Source organism: Pseudomonas sp. GM17 (assembly GCF_000282175.2).
Lineage (GTDB): Bacteria > Pseudomonadota > Gammaproteobacteria > Pseudomonadales > Pseudomonadaceae > Aquipseudomonas > Aquipseudomonas chlororaphis.
Genome location: NZ_CP124732.1, coordinates 3,185,019 through 3,201,238 on the forward strand (window position 1 = coordinate 3,185,019; position 16,220 = coordinate 3,201,238).

The following is a 16,220-nucleotide window of genomic DNA, read 5'->3' on the forward strand; positions in this document are numbered from 1 at the left end:
CCGTAACCCTCTGATGCCACGGTATTTCAGACAGATCGCGAGCCCAGGTTTTGCAGCAACTGCGTTGCCGATCGCAGCCTCGCGGGCTCGGCAGCGGCTACGTAGACACCGCGTTCCTTGTAGCCGCTGCCGCAGGCTGCGAACGACCGCGTAGCGGGCGCCAAACCTGATGCCACGGTATTTCAGACAGATCGCGAGCCCAGGTTTTGCGGCAACTGCGTTGCCGATCGCAGCCTCGCGGGCTCGGCAGCGGCTACACGGGCACCGCGTTCCTTGTAGCCGTTGCCGCAGGCTGCGAAAAGCCCCGCAGGGGCTTCCCGCGATCATGCAGACCGCGCTGATATCGGCTCCAGCGCGGTCCGGGTTTCAAGGCTGCGGCGTCAGGCTCAACGGGCCTGGGTGAAACCCAGCTCCAGGGCGGAGACGATGGCGTCGATCTGCGGCGGCTGGATCACCAGCGGCGGCGACAGGATGATCTTGGTCCCCACCGGACGCACCATCACCCCGTTGTCGCGGGCGATCTGCGCCACCTGGTTGGCATAGCCGCCCATGGGGTCGATCGGCTCGCGGGTGGTTTTGTTAGCCACCAGGTCGAGGGCGATCATCAGGCCCTTGCCACGCACTTCACCGACACTGTCGAAGCGCTCGGCGAACGGCAGCAACTTGTTCAGCATGTAGTCGCCCATCTTCGCGGCGTTGGCCGGCAGGTCTTCCTTGACCACGATGTCGAGGCTGGCCAGGGCCGCCGCGCAGGCCACCGGGTGCCCGGAGTAGGTGTAGCCGTGCATGATTGCGCCGGTGAAGTTGGCGTTTTTGCTGAACGCCGACTCGATCCGTTCGTTGACCACCGTGGCGCCCAGCGGGATGTAGCCGGAGGTGATGCCCTTGGCCAGGCATATGATGTCGGGCTTCACGCCCCACAGGCGGCTGCCGAACATCGAGCCGCTGCGACCGAAGCCGGTCACCACTTCGTCGGCGATCAGCAGTACGCCGTACTTGTCGCAGACCTCGCGGATCAGCGGCCAGTAGTTGGCCGGGGGCACTATCACGCCGCCGGCGCCCTGGATCGGCTCGGCGATAAAGGCCGCGACGGTGTCGGGGCTCTGGAACTGGATTTCCCGCTCGAGCAGGTCGGCGCAGATCTTGCCGAGTTCTTCCGGGTCCTGGCTGTAGGGGTTGCGGTACAGCCACGGGGTGTCGACGTGGAAGCAACCCGGCAGCAGGGGCTCGTAGTTGCGCCGGAATACCGTGTTGCCGTTGACCGAAGCGCCGCCGAAGTGGGTGCCGTGGTAGCCCTGGCGCAGCGAGATGAACTTGGTGCGGTCGGCCTGGCCTTCGAGTTTCCAGTACTGGCGAGCCAGTTTCAGCGCGGTTTCGATGGCATCCGAGCCGCCGGAGCTGAAGGCCACGCGGCGCATGCCCTCGGGCTCCAGCAGGTTCATCACCACCCGCGACAGCTCTTCGGCGCGCGGATGGCTGACGCCGTCGAACAGCTGGAAGTATTCCAGTTCGTCCAGCTGGGCGGTGATCGCCGCCTTCACTTCCTTGCGGTTGTGGCCGACGTTGACGTTCCACAACCCGGCGACGCCATCCACCAGCTGGTGGCCCTGGTCGTCGTACACGTAGCAGCCATCGCCACGGACAATGCGGATCGGCTCGCGTTGTTGCATTTCGTTGGGGTGCAGCATGGGATGCCAGAAACGGCTTGGTTCGCTCACGTTGGATCTCCTGAAAACGCACAGACAGCGTGGGACATAGTAGTGCGCCCTTTGCCGGATGCCTGCTTGCCTCTGTGTGCCAGGCATTTGACCGCCACTGCCATCGACCCGGCGTCCCGCGCATTGCCGATCTGCCTGTAAAAATGCGTTCGCAGGCTTGGCGACGGCTGCGCCGCCGATCGCAGGCTGCGCCAGCGGCTACCGGGCACGCGGTGTTTTTGTAGCCGCTGCCGAGCCCGTGAGGCTGCGAACGGTTGCGAAGCAACCGCAAATGCTGAGTCCGCGGTTTATCTGGATAGACGCGCCAGCGGCGGAAAAAGCGTGTGTCGCGGTTCCCTGGCAGCCAGTGGCAAGTTTCGCGGCAGCCAGGATCAAGACGCTGGCCGGCATTGGTCTCAGAGTTCGATCCATGAGGCCAACTAGCGAGGATTGCCCATGAGTATTGCCATCGACCCACGTGTCGCCGCCTTTATCGACAGCCAGCACGGCCTGTTGATCGACGGGCGCAGCCAGCCGGCCTTGTCCGGTGCGCAGATGCCGGTGTTCAACCCGGCCACCGGCGAAGAACTGACCCGCGTTGCCGCCGGTGCCGACGCCGATATCGACCTGGCCGTGGCCGCCGCGCGGCGAGCCTTCGAGGGCCCCTGGGCGGCGCAGCGCCCGGCGGATCGCGAGCGCCTGCTGCTGAAGCTTGCGGACCTCTTGGAAGCCCATGGCGAGGAGCTGGCGCAGCTGGAAACCCTCAACAACGGCCAGTCGATCCACCTGGCCCGGGCCCTGGAAGTCGGCGCCGCCGCCGAGTTCACCCGCTACATGGCGGGCTGGGCGACCAAGATCGAAGGCAAGAGCCTGGACCTGTCCATCGCCGCCGTCCCGGGCGCGCGGTACCGTGCCTACACGGTTCCGGAGCCGGTGGGCGTGGTCGGCGCCATCGTGCCGTGGAATTTCCCTTTGTTGATGGCCATCTGGAAAATCGTCCCGGCCCTGGCCTGCGGCTGCACCGTGGTGCTCAAGCCGGCCGATGAAACCCCGCTGACCGCCTTGCGCCTGGGCCAGTTGTGCCTGGACGCCGGGATTGCCCCGGGGGTGGTCAACGTGGTCACCGGCAGCGGTGCCCAGGCCGGCGCGGCCCTGGCCGCGCACAAAGGCATCGACAAGCTGGCCTTTACCGGCTCGACCCAGATCGGCAAGGTCATCGGCCATGCGGCGGTGGACAACATGACCCGGTTTTCCCTGGAACTGGGCGGCAAGTCGCCGGTGATCGTACTCGATGACTGCGACCCCCAGGCCGCGGCCGCCGGTGCCGCCGGGGCGATCTTCTTCAACCAGGGCCAGGTCTGTACCGCCGGTTCGCGGCTGTATATCCAGCGGGCGATCTTCGACCAGGTGCTGGAGCGTTTGTCGGCCATCGCCGGCTCCCTGAGCATCGGCCCCGGGCTCGACGAACAGGCGCAGATCAACCCGCTGATTTCCGCCAAGCAGCAGAAGCGCGTGCTGGACATGATCGGCCAGGGCGTGGCCGACGGCGCCCGGGTGCTGTGCGGCGGGGTCGCCTATGGCGAGCAGGGCTTCTATGTGCGCCCGACGGTATTGGCCGACGTGCACGCAGGCATGCAGGTGGTGCGCGAGGAAATCTTCGGCCCGGTGGTGGTGGCCACGCCTTTCGACGAGATCGACGAGGTGGTGGCGCTGGCCAACGACAATCAGTACGGGCTGGGGGCGAGTATCTGGTCCAACGACCTGGCGAAGGTCATGGACCTGATCCCGCGGATCAAGGCCGGTACGGTCTGGGTCAACACCCACAATATGCTCGACCCGTCGATGCCGTTTGGCGGCTACAAGCAATCGGGCATCGGCCGCGAGATGGGCCACGCGGCGATAGAGGCGTATACCGAGAACAAGTCGGTGTGCATCGCGTTCTGATCCCGTAGCCGCTGCCGCAGGCTGCGATCGCGCCCGCAGGGTGCGCAAGATCTCAAGATCGCCGAAGGCCTTCGGCCTTATCGCAGCCTGCGGCAGCGGCTACAGTCGGATGCAACCGGCCAGGCTGCGCAGACAGCCAGGTAAAACACGCCCGCCCGGCGTGCCCTTGAAATGCCTAGAACAACAACATCACCCATGCTTTCGAGGTCCAGCACCATGTCTTTCAACGACAGACTCACCCGCCACTTGAACCAGGGCGTGGTCGGCTTTCCCACGGCCCTGGCCAGCGCCGTCGGCCTGATCATGGCCAGCCCGGTGATCCTCACCGCCACCACCGGCTTCGGCATCGGCGGCGGGGCGTTCGCCGCGGCCATGCTGATCGCCATGCTGATGATGCTCGCGCAATCGACGACCTTCGCCGAAGCGGCCTGCATGATCCCCACCACCGGCTCGGTGTACGACTACCTGGCCTGCGGCCTGGGGCGCTTCTTCGCGATCACCGGGACCATCTCCGCCTACCTGATCGTGCATGTGTTCGCCGGCACGGCGGAAACCATCCTCAGCGGCGTCATGGCCCTGGTGAACTTCGAGTCCCTCAACACCCTGCTGGAGCAGAGCGGCAGCGCCTGGCTGGTGGGTGTCGGGCTGGTGATCTTCTTCGGACTGCTGAACGCCGTGGGCATCACCGCGTTCAGCCGCGCCGAGGTGATCCTGACTTTCGGCATGTGGACCACCCTGATCATCTTCGGCGTGGTCGGGGTGTTCAAGGCGCCGGCGGTGGAACTGAGCGGCTGGTTCGGCGAGTCGATGGTCGGCACCGACCTGACCACCATCCTCTCGCTGGTGGGCATGGCCATGTTCATGTTCGTCGGGTGCGAGTTTGTCACCCCGCTGACGCCGGAGGTGCGCAAGGCGGCGAAAACCATTCCCCGGGCCATGGCCCTGGGCCTGGTGGGGGTGGCCACCTGCATGTTCATCTATGGCGCGGCGATGAAGCGCCAGGTGGCGAACATCGCGCTGAACGAAGACGGCAGCGTGCACCTGCTGGACACGCCTATGGCCATCCCGCAGTTCGCCGAGCAGGTGATGGGGCCCTACGGGCGGATCTGGCTGGGCGTCGGCCTGCTGTTCGCCGGGGCGGCGACCATCAACACGCTGATGGCCGGATTGCCGCGCATTCTCTACGGCATGGCGCTGGACGGCGCGCTGCCCAAGGCCTTCACCTACCTGCACCCGCGCTTCAAGACGCCGCTGCTGTGCATCGCCGTGGCGGTATTGATCCCATGCCTGCACGCCTGGTGGTTGGGCGGCAGCACCGACAACATCATGCACCTGGTGCTGGCCGCGGTCTGTGCCTGGAGCACCGCCTACCTGCTGGTGACCCTGGCGGTGGTGTTGCTGCGCATCCGGCGCCCGGACCTGCCGCGGGCCTACAAGTCGCCCTGGTTCCCGCTGCCGCAGATCGTCTCGTCCATCGGCATCCTCCTGGGCATGTGGTTCATCACGCCGCCGGGCATGAACCCGCGGGACATCTACGTGCCCTTTGGCAGCATGCTCGGCCTGACGGCGATCTATGCGCTGGTCTGGACGGTCTTCGTGCAGAAGGTCAACCCGTTCCGCCCGGTGCCGGTGGAGGAGGTGCTGGAAAACGCCTTCAACCTGCAATCCCCCACTGAAACCCAAGCGCAGACCCTGCCTGGAGCCAAGCCCGATGAGCAGTACAAGCTGGCGGCAAAACCTCTCTGAGTTCTGGCGGCAGCCACCCTCGGGCTATCGCCCGGGGGTGACCCTGAACCAGTTGCGTCGCGACCTGCCGGGGCTCGACTGGGCGCCGCAGGCGCCCGGGCTGGCGCGGTTCACCTGGGCCGAGGAGGGTTTGGACTTCGAGGTCGAGGAACTGCCACAGGCGCAGTTCCTGATGCACCTGGTGGTCTGCGAGTTTCGCCTGCGGGTTCCCGGTTCGCCGGGGCCGCAGGCACAGATCGACATTCGCCATACCGGCGCGATCCGCCGCCAGGGCGTCGCCGCCGGCCTGAAGCAGGGCGCGCAGGATGAGTGGGCGGGGCTGTTGCAGCAGTTGCACAGCGACCCGCAGCTACTGGCGGCGTTGCTGCCGCTGGACTTCAAGCGCCTGCAATTGCAGCGCGACGAGCAGGGCTGGCGGGTGCGCCTGGAGCATTTCGGCGCCAGCGAGGTGGTCAACCGGCTGCCCGGCTTCCGCCGTTATATCCGCCTGAGCGCCGAGCAACGCGGCGCCTTGCTGGCAACATTCAAGCGCCTGGATTCACTGCTGCGCGATCACTGAACTATTCCCACCCGCGCTGGCACAACCCGTGCTTAGGCTATAACGGACTATCCATTGCGCCGCGCTTCCTTGCCCGGCAAATAGATAACATGTTAATGATATCGCCATAACAACAAAGGCGGTCTCAGCCGGCTTCTGGAGGTGCACAGTGCTTGCTTCGCAAAGTTTCGGTTCCTGGATCGGCGCATTACAGGGGGTTTGCGGTCGCTTCGACGCCCGCCAGGCGTTGAACTCGGCGTTGTTCATCGGCGAAGTCGGCTTGCGCGACTACGCCGGCCTCGAGGTGGCGCAGATCCGCACCAATGCCGGACTGATCTCGCGCAAAGGCACCAGCGTCGATCATGAAGACGACCGGCACTGTTTCCTGATCATGCAGCGCAGCGGCCATGCCCAGATCAGCCAGGGCGGCGAGCGCATCGAACTGGCACCGGGGGAAATGGCCTTGCTGGATTCCGCCGGGGCCTGCGAAATCGTCCCCCACGGGCTGATCGAACATGCCTCCCTGCACCTGTCCCGCGACGAGGTGTATCGCCATCTGCCGGCGCAGCAGCGCAAGTTCGGCAAGCTCTCGCAGCAGTGCGCCAGTGGCCGCTTGATGCGCCTGCTGGTGGAACAGATCTGCGGCGAGCCATTGCAAGGTTGCGCCGACCCGCAGGAAGGCCAGGCGTTGCAGGAAGCGCTGATCGCCTTGCTCGGCCCGACCCTGCGCCAGACGCCCAGCGCCCATCTCGACGGCTACGACAGCCAGCACGGCGGTTGCCTGCGCAGCCAGGCCCGGCAGTTGATCAACCAATCCCTCACCGAGCCCAGCCTGACCCCGGTGTCACTGGCCAGCCAGATGAATATCTCGGTGCGCCAGCTGTACCGGCTGTTCGAAGAGCAGGGCGACAGCGTCTGCCGTTTCATCCAGCGCGCGCGCCTCGACCGCAGCGCGGCGGACCTGAGCAACCCGCGCCTGCGCCACGCGTCGATCACCGACATTGCCTTCAAGTGGGGGTTCACCGACTCGGCGCACTTCAGCCGTACCTTCAAGAAGCATTTCGAGCAATCGCCGCGGGATTACCGCGCCCGTTCGCTGAACGTTTAGGCGCGAGCTTGCTCGCGATGGCGCGGTGCCGGCACCGCGCGGCGCAAGGACCGGGTTCAAGGGTTTTCCAGGTCGTGCCCCAGGGACTGGATAAACAGCGAGAACAGCTCCGGCTGTGAGGAGATATCCAGCTTGGCGTAGAGATGGCGCCGGTGCACCTTGATGGTGTCCGGCGAGATCTTCAGCCGCTCGGCCATGGCCTTGGAGGAGAACCCACGCAGGATCAGCCGGGCGATTTCCACTTCCCGATCCGACAGCACGCCACAGCCGAAATGGCTCAGGGCATCGCGGATCTGGCTGGCCATTTCTTCCCCGGCGGGTGGCTGCGGGCGCTGGTTGCTTTGCTGCCAATGCTGCTGCATCAACGGCAGGACCCAGGCCGAGAAGGTGGTGAGCTGGCCGATCTCCTCGGCGCTGAACGGTCGCTGCATGCCCAGCGACAGGGACAGGGTGCCGGCCTCCGGGATCTGCAGGATGAACTGCAGTTCGTCCTCCAGCACGTTGTCGTGGAAGTAGCTGGAGAAATACTCGGTCTGGCGGAAATGGTCCGGCGCCACTTCCTCCAGGCGGTACAGGCCGTTGGGATAACCCTCGCGGCAGGCCTGGAAAAACGGGTCGAGCAGGTACAGGCCATTGAGGTAGGTGAGCATCGACGCCGGCTTGTCCGAGGGCTCGGCGTCGTATTCCTCTAGGGCGATGGGCAGGCCGTTGCGCGGGTAGAAGATCGCCAGGGCGTTATCGAACGGCAAGGCCTGGTGCAGCAACAGCACCAGTTGTTTCCAGAAGCGCTCGCCGCCGATCTGCGAGAGGGTGCGCCCGAGTCCGGCATGCATGCCGATTTCCCTGAACAGAGTGATCAAATAGGTGGCTCCGCGTCGATGCCGCTGTGGTCTGGCGGGTTGCTTTCTCGCCAGGTGGCAGCAAGGTTTCGGCGATTTGCCCGGCGACGTCAAGGGGGAGTACTCCAATAGGGGAATTGGCCCTGTACCCCCGGCTGCCTAAAGTGGCCTCCATCAAGTGCGCCCCAGAGCGCATCCACCTGACGTTCTTCGTTTCTGCCTCAAACCAAAAATAACCACGAGGATAACGACATGAGCTCTCCCTGCGCGCCGCAAGGCGCCCTGAAACCCACGCTGAGTGTGTTCGATGTGGTGGCCATTACCGTGTCGGGCGTGACCCCGGCCAGTTCGGTCTTCGTTATCGCGCCGTTCGCTATTCACCAGGCCGGCAGCGGGGTGTTCCTGGCCTTTGTCATGGCGGGGCTGCTGGCGCTGATGTTCGCCTTCTGCTACGCCGAGCTGGGCCGCGCCCACAACAGCGCCGGCGGCGAGTATGTGTACGCCAAGCGGGTGTTCGGCGGCATGGCCGGGTACGCGACCTTTCTCACGGTGCTGGTGATGTTGCTGTTCATCCCGCCGGTGCTGGCCACCGGCGCGGCGACTTACCTGAACAATGCCCTGGGCACGCGCTTCGATTCGCAGACCGTGGCCCTGGTGATCGTGATCTGCAGCTATGCGCTGGGCATCCTCAACATCAAGTTGAATGCCTGGATCACCGGCACCTGTCTGCTGCTGGAAATTGCCGCGTTGCTGGTGATCGTGTTCCTGGGCTTTGGCAATGCCTCGCAGCCGGCGAGCATCCTGCTGCAACCGCAGATCGTCGAAAACGGCGTATTACACATGGCGCCCTGGGCCCTGGTGATCGGCGCGGTCGGCATCGGCCTGTTTTCCTACAACGGTTACGGCCCGGCGGTGCTGCTGGCCGAAGACATGAAATGCAAGGGGCAGGGCGTGCACAAGGCGGTGCTCTGGTCGCTGGTGCTGGTGGTGATCATCGAACTGGTGCCGTTGACCGCGCTATTGATTGGCGCGCCGTCCCTCAGCGCCATGCTCGAAAGTCCCGACCCCATCGGCTACCTGCTCACCAGCCACGGCAACGAAACCCTGTCGCGGGTGGTCAGCGCCGGGATCTTCCTCTCGGTGTTCAACGCCATCGTCGCCATCGTGATCCAGATCGGTCGGGTGGTGTTCTCCAGCGGCCGCGATGCCTTGTGGACGCCGGGCATCAACCGCCTGTTCACGCGGATTCATCCGCGCTGGGACTCGCCGTGGCTGGCCACGCTGTTCCTGGCCATTCCCTCGGCGGTGCTCAGTTTCAGCTCGAACCTGGCCGACCTGACCTCGTTCAGCGTGCTGCTGATCATGCTGGTGTACCTGATCGTCGCCCTCAGCGCACTGATGAGCCGGGTGCTGCTGCGCGACCGCGCCCACCCGTACCGCATGCCGCTGTGGCCGTTGCCGGCGCTGCTGGCAGTGATCGGCGCCGGGTATCTGTTGTTCAATCTGTTCCTGGACGCTTCGCTCAGGGACATCATGGTGATCATCGGTCTGCTGGCGCTGTCGGTGATCCTGTATGGCACCAACGGCCGGTTCAGCCCGGCGTTCCAGAAACTCTAAGGAGAAGTCATGCGCGCACGTCAATTGGGGATCAGCCTGGGCCTGGGTACTCCCGGCCCCTTCAATGCCATCACCGACGTTCCGGGGGTACGGGTGGGCCACAGCACCCTCAGGACCACGGTCGACGGCAAGCAGGTACGTACCGGGGTGACCCTGATCCAGCCCCGCGAGGGCTTTGCCCGGCTGCAACCCTGTTTCGCCGGCTGCCATGTGCTCAACGGCAACGGCGATGCCACCGGCCTGGAGTGGATCCGCGAAGCGGGCCTGCTGACCACGCCGCTGGCCATCACCAACACCCACAGCGTCGGCGTGGTGCGCGACGCACTGATCGCCGAGGAGCACGCCAGCCTGGCGGACCCCGCGGAATACTGGTGCATGCCGGTGGTGATGGAGACCTATGACGGCCTGCTCAACGATATCTGGGGCCAGCATGTCGGCCCGCAGCAGGTCCGCGAGGCGCTGGCCAATGCCGAGTCCGGGCCGGTGCGCGAGGGCGCGGTGGGCGGCGGCACCGGCATGATCTGCCATGAATTCAAGGGCGGGATCGGCACGGCTTCGCGCCGGGTGCCGGGGGAGCAGGGCGGCTACACGGTCGGCGCGCTGGTGCAGGCCAACCACGGCAAGCGCGAGGAGTTGCGGGTCGATGGCTACCCGGTGGGGCGGCAACTGAGCGGCATCCCGTCGCCTTTCGCCCGGCGCGGTACGCCGGGCATGGGTTCGATCGTGGTGATCCTGGCCACCGACGCGCCCTTGCTGCCGCACCAGTGCCAGCGCCTGGCGCAGCGCGCGTCGATCGGCATCGCCCGCACCGGCGGCGGCACCGAGGACTCCAGCGGCGATATCTTCCTGGCCTTCGCCACCGGCAACCGCGACTTGCCGCCTTCCGCCTACGGGCGCCAGGGCGTGCCGTTCAGCACACCCCTGGCGATGCTCAACAACGATTACATCTCGGCCCTGTTCAGCGCCGCCGCCGAAGCGGTGGAGGAGGCCATTGTCAATGCCTTGCTGGCGGGCGAGCCGATGACCGCGGACAGTGGCGCGAGCGTTCCGGCGCTGACCGGGGAAACCCTGCTGCAAGCGATGAAACTAACCGGATGGAACAAACTTGCATGAACTAAAAACTGCGACGTAGTCGGCAAAACTATCTGTACTGTTATTTAATATTTAAATTCGAGATTGTCCGACAATTATCAGCGGGTATTGAGGCTTAAAGAATATTTCGACTCACCAGTCATTGTTTTCGGGAGTTTGCTGGAACAGCGAAAATCAGGCGTCAAAAAGTAGTGGACGCCTGATTTCAAATTGTGTCAGGTTGCTTACGCCCGGATAGGGCGAGTGATAGGACGATCTCGCCAGGGATTGTCGCTGTCGGACAAAAACTGTTCCATTGATTACAAGGAAGTGTGTTTATGTCGAAAGTTAAAGCGAAAGCTATTGTGACCGCCGAACAAGAACTCGTGCCCTTGGCCGCGGCAAGTTCGGCTTACAACCAGATCAATAGCTTCAGCCATCAGTATGACCGGGGTGGCAATCTGACGGTCAATGGCAAACCCTCCTACTCGGTCGATCAGGCAGCCACCCAGCTGCTGCGCGACGGTGCCGCGTACCAGGATCTCAACGGCAACGGCAAGATCGAACTGACCTATACCTTCCTCACCTCGGCCTCCTCGAGCACCATGTACAAGCATGGCATCTCCGGGTTCAGCCAGTTCAGCGCCCAGCAGAAAGCCCAGGCCGCGCTGTCCATGCAATCCTGGGCCGATGTGGCCAATGTCACCTTCACCGAAAAGGCTTCCGGTGGTGACGGTCACATGACCTTCGGCAACTACAGCGGCGGCCAGGACGGCGCGGCGGCCTTCGCTTACCTGCCGGGCACCGGTGCTGGCTACGACGGTACGTCCTGGTACCTGATCAACAGCAGCTACACCCAGAACAAGACCCCCGATCTGAACAACTACGGCCGGCAGACGCTGACCCACGAGATCGGCCACACCCTGGGCCTGGCCCACCCTGGCGACTACAACGCCGGGAATGGTAACCCGACCTATAACGACGCGGTCTATGGACAGGACACGCGCGGTTACAGCGTCATGAGCTACTGGAGCGAAAGCAATACCAGCCAGAACTTCAGCAAGGCTGGCGTCGAAGCCTATTCGTCCGGCCCGCTGATGGACGATATCGCGGCGATCCAGAAGCTCTACGGGGCCAACACCACCACCCGTACCGGCGACACCACCTACGGCTTCAACTCCAACACCGGTCGCGATTTCCTCAGCGCGACCTCGTCGGCGGACAAGCTGGTGTTCTCGGTATGGGACGCGGGCGGCAAGGACACCCTGGACTTCTCCGGTTTTACCCAAAACCAGAAGATCAACCTCAATGAGACCTCGTTCTCCGACGTTGGCGGCCTGGTGGGCAACGTGTCCATCGCCAAGGGCGTCACCGTCGAGAATGCGATCGGCGGTTCGGGCAGCGACCTGCTGATCGGCAACAAGGTGGCCAACGAGCTCAAGGGCGGTGCCGGCAACGACATCCTCTACGGCGCCGGCGGTGCGGACAAGCTCTGGGGCGGCGCGGGTGCCGACACCTTCGTCTTCGGCGCGAGCTCGGACTCCGCTCCGGGTGCGGCCGACCAGATCCTGGATTTTGTCAGCGGCCTGGACAAGATCGATCTGACCGGCATCACCAAGGGCGCTGGGCTGCACTTCGTGAACGCATTCACCGGTAACGCCGGCGACGCGATCCTCAGCACCTCGGCTGGCAACAGCACCTTGTCGGTGGACTTCTCCGGGCACGGCGTGGCGGACTTCCTGGTCAGCACCGTCGGCCAGGCGGCCTACACCGACATCGTCGCCTGAGTCATTGCGGTAAGGTAAAAGAAGGAGGGTGGCGCCCAGGCGCCGCCCTCTGACCTTGCATTGACAGGCGAACTGCCTGAGGCTGTGGCCCGGAGCTAACCCCTTATGATTCGAACTGCCTTGATCGCTAAGGCCGGCGCGTACCTGATCGCGACGCTGATGATGTTTTATGGAGAGACAAGCATGGCAAGCAGCCTGAGATTGGCGGACCCCGCGGAACTGGCCGGGCACTGGCAACTGTCGCAGCCGGCGCAACCTGCCAACCACTGTGCCCTGGACCTCGAGCTGAACGGCACCCTGGGCGCTGGCGCCGAGTGTTTTTCCGCCTGGCTGGGCGATTCGGCCATCGGCTGGTTTCCCGAGCCGGACGGTATTGCCGTGACCGGCAAAGAGGGTTCGAAGATCATCTTTCTAAGTCGTCAGAAAGAAGGCTTATATCAAGGCACTTTGAAATCAGGCATAACCATTATATTGCAGCGTACGCCCTGAATAATCGCGGCTGTATGCATCTTTAAATGTATCTGTATGGATAAGCGTATAAGGCAGTGCCATATACGCGATGTCCTTCGTTCGATTAAAGACAACTAAATAACTAGAACTCCGTTTCGTCTGACGGTAGAGTTCTTTCGCCTGTCCGCCGCAATAAATCCAATAATGTCCCGACTCAAGTACGGGCGGTTTATTTGTCCTGCGCCCCTGGCACGGGATATTACAGCTCAGGAAAGACCAATGAAGATGGCGAAGACCACTGCACCGCTGTTCAAGGCACTGGGCGATTACAAAGGCATTCTGATCAGCGTCGGGTGTTTCACCGCCCTGATCAACGTGCTGATGCTGGTCCCCTCGATCTACATGCTCCAGGTCTACGACCGGGTACTTTCCTCGCAGAACGAAACCACCCTGGCGATGCTGTCGCTGATGGTAGTCGGGTTCTTCGCATTCATCGGCCTGCTGGAGGTGGTGCGCAGCTTCATCGTCATTCGCATCGGCAGCCAGCTGGAGCGGCGTTTCAACCTGCGGGTCTACCAGGCGGCCTTCGAGCGCAACCTGTTTCGCGGCGAAGGCCACGCCGGGCAGTCCCTGGGCGACCTGACCCATATCCGCCAGTTCGTCACCGGTCCTGCGCTGTTCGCGTTCTTCGACGCGCCCTGGTTCCCCGTCTACCTGTTCGTGATCTTCCTGTTCAATACCTGGCTGGGGGTGTTCGCCACCGCGGGCGCGGTATTGCTGATCGCCCTGGCGTACCTCAACGAGGCCATGACCAAGAAGCCTCTGGGCGAGGCCAGCGGTTATTCGCAGAAATCCACGCAACTGGCCACCAGCCACCTGCACAATGCCGAGACCATCCAGGCCATGGGCATGCTCGGCGCGCTGCGCAAGCGCTGGTTCGAGGTGCATTCGCGTTTTCTCGGCCTGCAGAACCAGGCCAGCGACACTGGTGCGGTCATCAGCTCGCTGAGCAAGACCCTGCGCCTGTGCCTGCAATCGCTGGTGCTGGGCCTGGGGGCCTTGCTGGTGATCAAGGGCGACATGACCGCCGGGATGATGATCGCCGGCTCGATCCTGATGGGCCGGGTGCTGAGTCCGATCGACCAGTTGATCGCCGTCTGGAAGCAGTGGAGTTCCGCCAAGCTGGCCTACCAGCGCCTGGACTCGCTGCTGCAGGCCTTCCCGCCGAGCGACACGGCGATGTCGCTGCCGGCGCCCAAGGGCCAGGTGAGCTTCGAGCAGGTCAGCGCCGGCCCGCCGGGCAAGCGCATGGCGACCTTGCAGCAGGTCAGTTTCAACCTCGGGGCGGGGGAGGTGCTGGGGGTGCTCGGCGCTTCCGGCTCCGGCAAATCCACCCTGGCCCGGGTGCTGGTGGGCGTATGGCCGACCCTGGCCGGCACGGTGCGTCTGGACGGCGCCGATATCCATCGCTGGAACCGCAACGAACTGGGGCCTCACATCGGTTATCTGCCCCAGGACATCGAGCTGTTTTCCGGGAGCATCGCCGAGAACATCGCGCGCTTTCAGGAAGCCGACCCGCAGCAGGTGGTGCAGGCCGCGCAACAGGCCGGCGTGCACGAACTGATCCTGCGCCTGCCCCAGGGCTACGACACCCTGCTGGGCGATGACGGCAGCGGCCTGTCCGGCGGCCAGAAGCAGCGCGTGGCCCTGGCCCGGGCGCTGTATGGCCAGCCGCGCCTGGTGGTGCTCGACGAGCCGAACTCCAACCTCGACACCGTGGGCGAAAGCGCCCTGGCGTCGGCCATCGCGCAGATGAAGGCCCAGGGCACCAGCGTGATCCTGGTCACCCATCGCTCCTCGGCGCTGGCCCAGGCCGACAAGCTGCTGGTGCTCAACGAAGGGCGCCTGCAGGCCTTCGGCCCGAGCCAGGAAGTGCTCAAGGCGCTGTCCAGTGGTGCCCAGGCACAACACCAAAACCAGGCGCAAAACCAGGAACAGCAGCAGCGAGAAAAAACCTCGGCCCCGACGGCCCCGGGCGGCTTGAGCATGAGCCGCCAGTATCAGGCCCCGACACGGAACCCAGGCGCATGAGCAAGGACAGCGAAATGATGATCGAACAAGGTTACGCGCCGGAGCGTCCCGAGCGCGATGCGCGGTTTTTCGCGCGCATGGGCTGGGTCCTGGCACTGGCCGGCGCCGGCAGCTTTTTTCTCTGGGCGGCCCTGGCGCCGCTGGACCAGGGCATCCCGGTGCAAGGCACGGTGGTGGTCTCGGGCAAGCGCAAGGCCGTGCAATCCATGAGCGGCGGGGTGGTCAGCCGGATCCTGGTGCGTGAAGGCGAGGCGGTGAAGCAGGGCCAGCCGCTGTTCCGCCTGGACCAGACCCAAGTCGAAGCCGACGTGCAGTCGCTGCAAGCGCAGTACCGCATGGCCTGGGCCAGCCTGGCGCGCTGGCAGAGCGAACGCGACAACCTCAAGCAGGTGAATTTCCCCGAGGCCCTGAGCGCCGATCCCGATCCACGCCTGGCCCTGGTGCTGGAAGGCCAGCGGCAACTGTTCAGCAGCCGGCGCGAAGCCTTCGCCCGCGAGCAGGCGGGGATCCGCGCCAATATCGAAGGCGCCACCGCGCAACTGGCCGGGATGCGCCGCGCGCGTACCGACCTCAACAACCAGGCCGAGTCCCTGCGCCAGCAGCTGGCCAACCTGCAGCCCCTGGCGGACAACGGCTACATCCCGCGCAACCGCCTGATGGAGTACCAGCGCCAGCTGTCCCAGGTGCAGCAGGAACTGGCGCAGAACACCGGCGAAAGCGGGCGGGTGGAGCAGGGCATTCTCGAGTCGCGGCTCAAGTTGCAGCAGCACGGCGAGGAGTACCAGAAGGAAGTGCGCAGCCAGTTGGCCGAAGCCCAGCTGAAAAGCCTGACCCTGGAACAGCAACTGACCTCGGCCGGTTTCGATTTGCAGCACAGCGAAATCCTCGCCCCGGCCGACGGCATCGCGGTCAACCTCGGGGTACACACCGAGGGCGCCGTGGTCCGCCCCGGGGAAAACCTGCTGGAGATCGTGCCCCAGGGCACGCGCCTGGAAGTGGAAGGGCACCTGCCGGTGAACCTGATCGACAAGGTCGGCAGCCACCTGCCGGTGGACATCCTGTTCACCGCCTTCAACCAGAGCCGCACGCCGCGGGTGTCCGGCGAGGTCAGCCTGATCTCCGCCGACCAGATGGTCGATGAAAAGACCGGCGTGCCGTACTACGTGCTGCGCAGCAGCGTCAGCGACCAGGCCATGGAAAAACTCCACGGCCTGGTGATCAAGCCGGGCATGCCGGCGGAGATGTTCGTCCGTACCGGCGAGCGCTCGCTGCTCAACTACCTGTTCAAACCCCTGCTCGACCGGGCGGGTTCCGCATTGACCGAGGAATAAG

At 64.5% G+C, this 16,220-nt stretch carries 12 protein-coding genes; 10 read left to right on the forward strand and 2 right to left on the reverse strand.

All coding sequences use genetic code 11. The annotated features are described in order from the left end of the window. Window positions 1-386: 386 nt before the first annotated feature. Complete coding sequence (locus tag PMI20_RS14555) at window positions 387-1,718, reverse strand: aspartate aminotransferase family protein (protein WP_007930811.1); 1,332 nt, start codon at window positions 1,716-1,718, stop codon at window positions 387-389. Between the two features lie 435 nt (window positions 1,719-2,153). Here PMI20_RS14555 and PMI20_RS14560 point away from each other — a divergent pair, with 435 nt between their 5' ends. From PMI20_RS14560 to feaR, 4 genes are all read left to right on the forward strand, one after another. Continuing rightward, the gene (locus PMI20_RS14560; protein ID WP_007923743.1) at window positions 2,154-3,641 is read left to right on the forward strand and encodes an aldehyde dehydrogenase family protein; all 1,488 of its coding nucleotides are present in this window, start codon (window positions 2,154-2,156) and stop codon (window positions 3,639-3,641) included. Window positions 3,642-3,857: 216 nt separating this feature from the next. Then, entirely contained in the window at window positions 3,858-5,387 is a 1,530-nt protein-coding gene (locus PMI20_RS14565) for an APC family permease (protein WP_007922802.1), read from the forward strand. 37 nt (window positions 5,388-5,424) lie between these two features. Further along, complete coding sequence (locus PMI20_RS14570; RefSeq protein ID WP_081502418.1) at window positions 5,425-5,946, forward strand: DUF3156 family protein; 522 nt, start codon at window positions 5,425-5,427, stop codon at window positions 5,944-5,946. Window positions 5,947-6,094: 148 nt separating this feature from the next. Further along, window positions 6,095-7,033: a transcriptional regulator FeaR gene (gene feaR, locus PMI20_RS14575; protein ID WP_007922794.1), complete on the forward strand. Its 939-nt coding sequence runs from the start codon at window positions 6,095-6,097 to the stop codon at window positions 7,031-7,033. 56 nt (window positions 7,034-7,089) lie between these two features. Here the strand turns inward: feaR and PMI20_RS14580 are convergent, their stop codons facing one another. Continuing rightward, the gene (locus PMI20_RS14580) at window positions 7,090-7,893 is read right to left on the reverse strand and encodes a response regulator transcription factor (RefSeq protein ID WP_007922792.1); all 804 of its coding nucleotides are present in this window, start codon (window positions 7,891-7,893) and stop codon (window positions 7,090-7,092) included. A gap of 231 nt (window positions 7,894-8,124) precedes the next feature. Here PMI20_RS14580 and PMI20_RS14585 point away from each other — a divergent pair, with 231 nt between their 5' ends. The 6 genes from PMI20_RS14585 (at window position 8,125) to PMI20_RS14610 (ending at window position 16,219) form a co-directional block, all read left to right on the forward strand. Further along, window positions 8,125-9,489: an APC family permease gene (locus tag PMI20_RS14585; RefSeq protein ID WP_007922788.1), complete on the forward strand. Its 1,365-nt coding sequence runs from the start codon at window positions 8,125-8,127 to the stop codon at window positions 9,487-9,489. A 9-nt stretch (window positions 9,490-9,498) separates the two neighbouring features. Then, on the forward strand, window positions 9,499-10,602 hold the full coding sequence (locus PMI20_RS14590; RefSeq protein ID WP_007922786.1) for a DmpA family aminopeptidase: 1,104 nt from the start codon (window positions 9,499-9,501) through the stop codon (window positions 10,600-10,602). Window positions 10,603-10,898: 296 nt separating this feature from the next. Continuing rightward, window positions 10,899-12,347: a serralysin family metalloprotease gene (locus PMI20_RS14595; RefSeq protein WP_007922785.1), complete on the forward strand. Its 1,449-nt coding sequence runs from the start codon at window positions 10,899-10,901 to the stop codon at window positions 12,345-12,347. Window positions 12,348-12,452: 105 nt separating this feature from the next. Next, window positions 12,453-12,836 (forward strand): AprI/Inh family metalloprotease inhibitor, encoded by a 384-nt coding sequence (locus tag PMI20_RS14600; protein ID WP_007922782.1) that lies wholly within the window; start codon window positions 12,453-12,455, stop codon window positions 12,834-12,836. A 240-nt stretch (window positions 12,837-13,076) separates the two neighbouring features. Beyond that, a complete protein-coding gene (locus tag PMI20_RS14605; protein WP_007922779.1) occupies window positions 13,077-14,888 on the forward strand; it encodes a type I secretion system permease/ATPase in 1,812 nt (603 codons plus the stop codon). A gap of 14 nt (window positions 14,889-14,902) precedes the next feature. Continuing rightward, window positions 14,903-16,219 carry an HlyD family type I secretion periplasmic adaptor subunit gene (locus PMI20_RS14610; protein WP_370686821.1) on the forward strand — a complete coding sequence of 439 codons (1,317 nt, stop codon included), beginning with the start codon at window positions 14,903-14,905 and terminating at the stop codon, window positions 16,217-16,219. Window position 16,220: the final 1 nt, after the last annotated feature.